The organism is Actinomadura roseirufa (assembly GCF_900659635.1).
Classification (GTDB): Bacteria; Actinomycetota; Actinomycetes; order Streptosporangiales; family Streptosporangiaceae; genus Spirillospora; species Spirillospora roseirufa.
Window position 1 is genome coordinate 24567 of record NZ_CAACVB010000079.1, and the last position, 6024, is coordinate 30590.

The 6024-nt window shown below is 76.0% G+C and carries 6 protein-coding genes; 4 read left to right on the top strand and 2 right to left on the bottom strand.

What is annotated here, in order from left to right; all coding sequences use genetic code 11:
* Positions 1-136: 136 nt before the first annotated feature.
* Genes E1291_RS18500 through E1291_RS18510 form a run of 3 tightly spaced genes read left to right on the top strand, consistent with a single transcriptional unit; the run spans position 137 to position 2743 of the window.
* Complete coding sequence (locus tag E1291_RS18500) at positions 137-925, top strand: ABC transporter permease (RefSeq protein ID WP_131739068.1); 789 nt, start codon at positions 137-139, stop codon at positions 923-925.
* Positions 918-1730 carry an ABC transporter permease gene (locus E1291_RS18505; RefSeq protein WP_306434470.1) on the top strand — a complete coding sequence of 271 codons (813 nt, stop codon included), beginning with the start codon at positions 918-920 and terminating at the stop codon, positions 1728-1730. The genes E1291_RS18500 and E1291_RS18505 overlap by 8 nt, the downstream gene beginning before the upstream one ends.
* Positions 1730-2743 carry an ABC transporter ATP-binding protein gene (locus tag E1291_RS18510; protein WP_242614228.1) on the top strand — a complete coding sequence of 338 codons (1014 nt, stop codon included), beginning with the start codon at positions 1730-1732 and terminating at the stop codon, positions 2741-2743. The genes E1291_RS18505 and E1291_RS18510 overlap by 1 nt, the downstream gene beginning before the upstream one ends.
* Here the strand turns inward: E1291_RS18510 and E1291_RS18515 are convergent.
* Together E1291_RS18515 and E1291_RS18520 are read right to left on the bottom strand one after the other, a co-directional pair.
* Positions 2692-3357, bottom strand: coding sequence for a response regulator (locus E1291_RS18515; RefSeq protein WP_131739069.1), 666 nt, complete (start codon positions 3355-3357; stop codon positions 2692-2694). The two genes, E1291_RS18510 and E1291_RS18515, sit on opposite strands and share 52 nt — an antisense overlap.
* Positions 3354-4973, bottom strand: coding sequence for a sensor histidine kinase (locus tag E1291_RS18520; protein ID WP_131739070.1), 1620 nt, complete (start codon positions 4971-4973; stop codon positions 3354-3356). The genes E1291_RS18515 and E1291_RS18520 overlap by 4 nt, the downstream gene beginning before the upstream one ends.
* A 157-nt stretch (positions 4974-5130) precedes the next feature.
* Between E1291_RS18520 and E1291_RS18525 the strand changes: the two genes are divergently transcribed.
* Positions 5131-5967, top strand: a complete 837-nt coding sequence (locus E1291_RS18525; protein ID WP_131739071.1) for an ABC transporter ATP-binding protein — start codon at positions 5131-5133, stop codon at positions 5965-5967.
* Positions 5968-6024 lie beyond the last annotated feature (57 nt).

Below are 6024 nucleotides of genomic sequence, written 5' to 3' on the forward strand. Positions count from 1 at the left end.
CCCTTCCGAGCGCGCCGGGGGGCGGTGCCATGCGACGGGACGGTGCGGGGCGGCCCAGGACACGGGCGCAGCGGGATGCCTGGTCTGTGGGAAATTACGTGGTTCAGGTGTCCGGGAGTCTCTAGGCTTCCGGCGAGTGGGCGTCCTTCCGTGGGTGTGGTGGTACGGCTTCCGCCGCCATCTGGCGTATCCGATGGGCTCGCTCGCCGAGGCCCTGACCAACACCGCGTTCGGCTTCATGCGCGCCTACATCCTGCTGGCGCTGTGGGAGGCCCGGCCGTCGCTCGGCGGGTACGACGCCACCGACGCCGTCACCTTCTGCTTCCTCACCCAGGCGCTCATCGAGCCGGTCCGGGTTTTCGGCGGGATGGACCTCACCCAGCGCGTGCGCACCGGCGACGTGGCGATCGACCTGCACCGCCCGGTCGGCCTCCAGTCGTGGTGGCTGGCCGACGACCTCGGCAGGGCCGCCGGGTCGCTGGCGCTGCGCGGCGCGCCGCCGCTGGTGGCGGGGGCGCTGGTGTTCGGCCTGCGCGGGCCCGGCCCGGCCGGGCTCGCCGCGTTCGCCGCCGCGACGCTGCTCGGCGTGCTGGTGAGCTTCGGGCTCCGCTACCTGGTCGCGCTCGGCACGTTCTGGCTGCACGACGAGCGCGGCCTGCAGTCGGTGACGATGGTGCTGTCGCTGTTCTTCTCCGGCATGGTCCTTCCCCTGGTCGTCCTCCCCGGGCGGCTGGGAACGCTCGCGCACGCCCTGCCGTGGGCCGCCCAGCTCCAGGTCCCCGCGGACGTGTTCCTCGGCCGGCTCACCGGCGCCGACCTGGCCGCGGCGTTGGCCTTCCAGGCCGGGTGGGCCGCCGTCCTGCTCGCGGCGGGCGCCGCGCTGACCGGGGCGGCGCGGCGCAGGCTGGTGATCCACGGTGGCTGAGCCGGGCCGGGCCCTGCGCATGTACGGGCTGCTCACATGGACGTGGACCCGCGCGGCGGCGCAGTACCCGGTGTCGATGGCGCTGCTCGCGCTCTCCACCGCCGTCTTCAGCGCCCTGGACGCGGCGGCGATCGCGCTGCTGTTCACGCGGGCGGACCGCATCGCCGGGTTCGGCGTGGACGAGGTGCTCTTCCTCTACGGGACGTCCGCGCTGTCCTTCACGCTCTCGGACATCCTGCTCGGCAACACCGAGCGGCTCGGCCACCACGTGCGGGAGGGCACGCTCGACGTGGTGCTGGTGCGGCCGGTGAGCCCGCTGGTCCAGATCGCGGCGGAGGAGTTCTCGCCCCGCCGGTTCGGCAAGCTGATCCCGGCGGTGGCGGTGCTCGCCGTCGCGCTGGCGCGGGCGGACGTCGCGTGGACGCCGGGACGGGCCGCGATGGTGCCGCTCATGGTGACCTGCGGGGCGGTCATCTTCGGCGCGCTGTGGGTGCTGGCGGCAGCGGTGCAGCTCGTGCTGGTGGAGAGCCACGGCGCCACCAAGACGCTCACCTACGGCGGGGCGTTCCTGACCCAGTACCCGATGACGATGTTCGCCCGGGACTTCGTGCGCACGGCGACGTTCGTCGTGCCGCTGGCCTTCGTCAACTGGCAGCCCGCCCTGTACGTCCTGGGCCGCCCGGACCCGCTCGGGCTGCCCGGCGCGGCGCGGTTCGCCTCGCCGGCCGTCGCGGCGGCGCTGTGCGCGGTCGCTGCGGCGGCCTGGCGGACGGGCCTGCGGCACTACCGATCGACAGGGAGCTGATGCCGGTGCCGATGATCGAGGCCGTGGAGGTCGCCAAGACGTTCCGGGTGCGCGCGCGCCGCGGCGGCCTGCGCCGCGCGCGGACGGCCGTGCGGGCGGTGGACGGGGTGAGCTTCGCCATCGAGCCGGGCGAGTTCGTCGGGTACCTCGGCCCGAACGGGGCCGGCAAGTCCACCACGATCAAGATGCTGACCGGCATCCTCACCGCGACGTCCGGGTCGCTCAGGGTGTGCGGGCTCGACCCGTCGCGGCGGCGCGGCGCGCTCGCCCGCCGGATCGGCGTCGTGTTCGGGCAGCGCACGACGCTGTGGTGGGACCTGCCGCTGCGCGACAGCCTCGCGCTCGTCCGCCGGATGTACCGGGTGGAGCCCGCCGCGCACCGCGCCCGGCTGGCCGAGCTCACGGCGCTGCTGGAGCTGGCGCCGTTCCTGGACACGCCGGTGCGCCAGCTCAGCCTCGGCCAGCGGATGCGCGGCGACCTGGCCGCCGCGCTGCTGCACGATCCGGAGCTGCTCGTCCTGGACGAGCCGACGATCGGCCTGGACGTGGTGAGCAAGGCGACGGTGCGCGGCTTCCTGGAACGGACCAACGCCGAGCGCGGCACCACGATCCTGCTGACCACGCACGACCTCGGCGACATCGAGCGGCTGTGCCGCCGTGTCATGATCATCGATCATGGGCGGCTGGCCTACGACGGCGGGCTGGACGGGCTGCGCCGGACGGTGGCGGCCGACCGGATGCTGGTGGTCGAGCTGGCCCGGCCCGGTCCCCGGATCGTCCTGGCGGACGGGGAGACCGGCGCCGGGCCGATCGAGGCCGAGCGGGTCGAGGGGCCCCGGCAGTGGCTGCGGCTGCCGCGCGCGGCGAACGCCGCCGCGGTCGTGGCGGCGCTCGCCCGCGACCACGAGGTCCGCGACATCGCGCTGCGCGAGACCGGGATCGAGGAGGTCCTCGCCGGGCTCTACCGCGGCGACCACGCGTACTGGTGCTCGGGCCGCCCGGTGGCGCCGTAGCGCAGCGTGACGACCACCCGGCCCTCCTCGGCGAGGCCCGCGAGGTAACGCTGGGCGGTGGCGCGGGAGATCCCGACCTCGTCGGCGATCTCGGCGGCCGAGCGCGGCGCGTCGGCGTCCCGCAGCACGCCGACGATCAGCCGCGTCGTCACCGGCGAGCGGCCCTTCGGCGCGGCCGGCTCGGCGCGCAGCGGCGCGTACAGCTCCCGGAGCGCGCCGTCGAGCGCCGCCTGCGGGAGGTCGCCCTCGCCCGCGAGGGCGGCGCGGTAGCGGGCGTAGGCGGTCAGCCGGTCGGCGAGCGCCTCGGCGCCGAACGGCTTGACCAGGTAGTGCAGCGCGCCGCGGCGCAGCGCCTCGCGCACCAGCGCCGGGTCCGCCGCCGCGGTCGCCATGATCACGTCGGCGTCCAGCTCGGCCAGCAGGCTCAGCCCCGGCGCGTCGGGCAGGTAGACGTCCAGCAGCACCAGCGCGGGCGCCAGCTCGGCCGCCATCGAGCGGGCCTGCGCGGCGGTGTGCGCGAGACCCGCCACGCGGAAGCCGGTGAGGGCGTCCACGAACCCCGCGTGCACCTGCGCGACCCGGAAGTCGTCGTCCACGACCAGCACGTCGATCATCGGCCCGCCTCAGCGCCGAGGACCCCGGGCAGCCGGGCGACCACCACGGCGCCGCTGGGGTCCTTTCCGTCGGGGTCCACGAACGTGACGTCGCCCGCGCGTGACCGGGCGGTCCGCCGGGCCAGCCCGAGGCCGAGCCCGCGGGGCCGGTCCGCCGCCGAGTCGCGGGTCGAGAAGCCGTCGCCGAACACCGCCTCGCGCAGGTCCGCCGGCACGCCCTCGCCGGAGTCGGCGACGGTGACGTGCAGGTCCCGCCCGTCCCCGAGCAGCTCCACCTCGACCAGCGCGGGCCGGCGGGCGCCGAGCCGCGCGGCCTCCACGGCGTTGTCGACGAGGTTGCCGACGACGGTCGTCACGTCCAGCGGCTCGGCGACGCGGCCCGGCACGTAGCTGCCCGCCCCGACCTCCAGCCGGACGCCCTTCTCCGCGGCGACCGCCGCCTTCGCCGACAGGAACGCCTGCAGGTAGGGGTCGGGCAGCGGGTCGGGGAGGCTCTCGGGCGGGACGAGGCCGCCGGCGTCGCGGGTGAGCGTCCCGACGTAGTCGGCGGCCTCCCGGTGGTGGCCGAGGTGCAGCAGGCCGGACAGGGTGTGCAGCCGGTTGGCGTACTCGTGCCGCTGCGCGCGCAGCGCGTCGAGCAGGGTGCGGACCGAGTCGAGCTCGCGGGCCAGCGTCTCCAGGTCGGTGCGGTCGCGCAGCGTGACCACGGCGCCGAGGTCGCGGCGGCCGCGGCGGACCGCGCGCCGGTTGACCACGAGGACCCGGTCCCCCGCGGTGACGAACAGGTTGGCCGCCTCGCGCCGGCCGGTGAGCACGTCGCGCAGCGTCCCGTCGGCGGCCAGCTCGGCGGCGGGCGTGCCGCGCTCGGGCGTGACGCCGAGCAGCCGGGTGGCCTCGGCGTTGCAGACGGCGATCCGGCCGGCCGGGTCGACCGCGACCACCCCCTCGCCGACGCCGTGCAGCACCGCCTCCCGCTCCTGGACGAGCTCGGCCAGCTCCGACGGCTCCAGGCCGAGCGTCTGCCGCTTCAGCCGGCGGCCGATCGCGGCTGAGGCGATCACGCCGAGCAGCAGCGCGCCGGTGATGAACACCGTCAGGTCGCTCAGGGCGTGCGACAGCTCCCGGTCGATCGCGCGGGCGTCGAAGCCGACGCTGACCTCGCCGGCGATCCGGCCGTCCGGCCCGTACAGCGGCACCTTGCCGCGCGCCGACAGGCCGAGCGTGCCGCGCTCGATCCGGACGACCTCCCGGCCCGCCAGGGCGGCGGACGGGTCGGTGCTGACCCGGCGGCCGACCTCGCGGGGCGTCGGGTGCGAGAAGCGGATGCCGCGGGCGTCGGTGACGACCACGAACAGCGCCCCGGTGCGCAGGCGGACCCGCTCGGCCCGCTCCTGGACGAGGTGCCGGGGGTCGCCGGCGGCCACGGCGGCGGCGATCTCGGGGTCCACGGCGACGGTGCGCGCCACCATCAGCGCCCGCCGGCCGTACTGCTCGCGCAGCTGGCCCTCCAGCATCCAGGCGACGAGCACGTAGCCGAGACAGGCCACGACGACGACCACGCCCACCTGCAAGATCAGGACCTGCCGGGCGAAGGTGATGCGGGGCCGGACGGACATGGGTCGTCACCGTAATCGATGCCGCCCCGGCCGCCCACCCCGGGTGCGCAGAATGCGCAGAAGTCGACTCAATGCGCCGAACATCGGGATTCGCGGCTTGCGAGCACATCGCGGGCAAGGGTTACGGTGGCCTGCGCCGTCTACGTACGGTCACGGCATGCCCAGCGTACCCACCGAGCGTTCAGCCGCGAGCGGCCCGGTCATCGAGCTGGACGGGGCCACCAAGCACTTCGGGCCTGCGGGCGGCGGCGTCCGCACCGCCGTCCGCGACCTGCACCTGTGCGTCGGGGCGGGCGAGTTCGTCGCCGTCGTCGGCCCCGCCGGCTGCGGCAAGTCCACCGCCCTCGCGCTGGTCGCCGGCCTGGAGGAGCCGTCGGCGGGACGCGCGCTGGTGCGCGGCGTCCCGGTGGACGGCGTCCCGGACGGCGTCGGGTACCTGTTCCAGAACGATCCCGTCCTGCCGTGGCGCACCGTCCTGGACAACGTCGCCCTCGGCCCCCGCTACCGGGGCGCGTCCCGGCGGGAGGCCCGCGGGATCGCCCGCGACTGGGTCGCCCGGGCCGGCCTCGCGGGATACGAGCGTCACTACCCCCACCAGCTCCCTGCCGGCATGCGCAAGCGCGTCGCCCTGGCCCAGACCCTGGCGAACGAGCCGTCCGTCCTGCTGATGGACGAGCCCTTCTCGGCGCTGGACCCGCCGACGCGCGGGCTGATGCAGGACGAGCTGCTGCGCCTGTGGTCGGGCTCGGGCGCGGCCGTCCTGTTCGCCACCCGGGACCTGGAGGAGGCCCTCGTGCTGGCCGACCGGGTCGTCGTCATGACCGCGGCCCCGGCCACGGTCAGGTCGACGTTCGACGTGCCGCTGGAGCGTCCGATCGACGCCGCGAGGGTCCGGCTCGCGCCGGAGTTCCGCGCCCTCGACCACGAGGTCCGGGAGTCGCTGCGCGAGGAGGTCCAGATCACCGGGCTGAGCGGGGCGGGGTATGCGGCCTGACGGCGGCGGGCCGCCCGCCGCCACGGTGCCCCGCGGGGCCCGCCCCGCGCGCGGCGC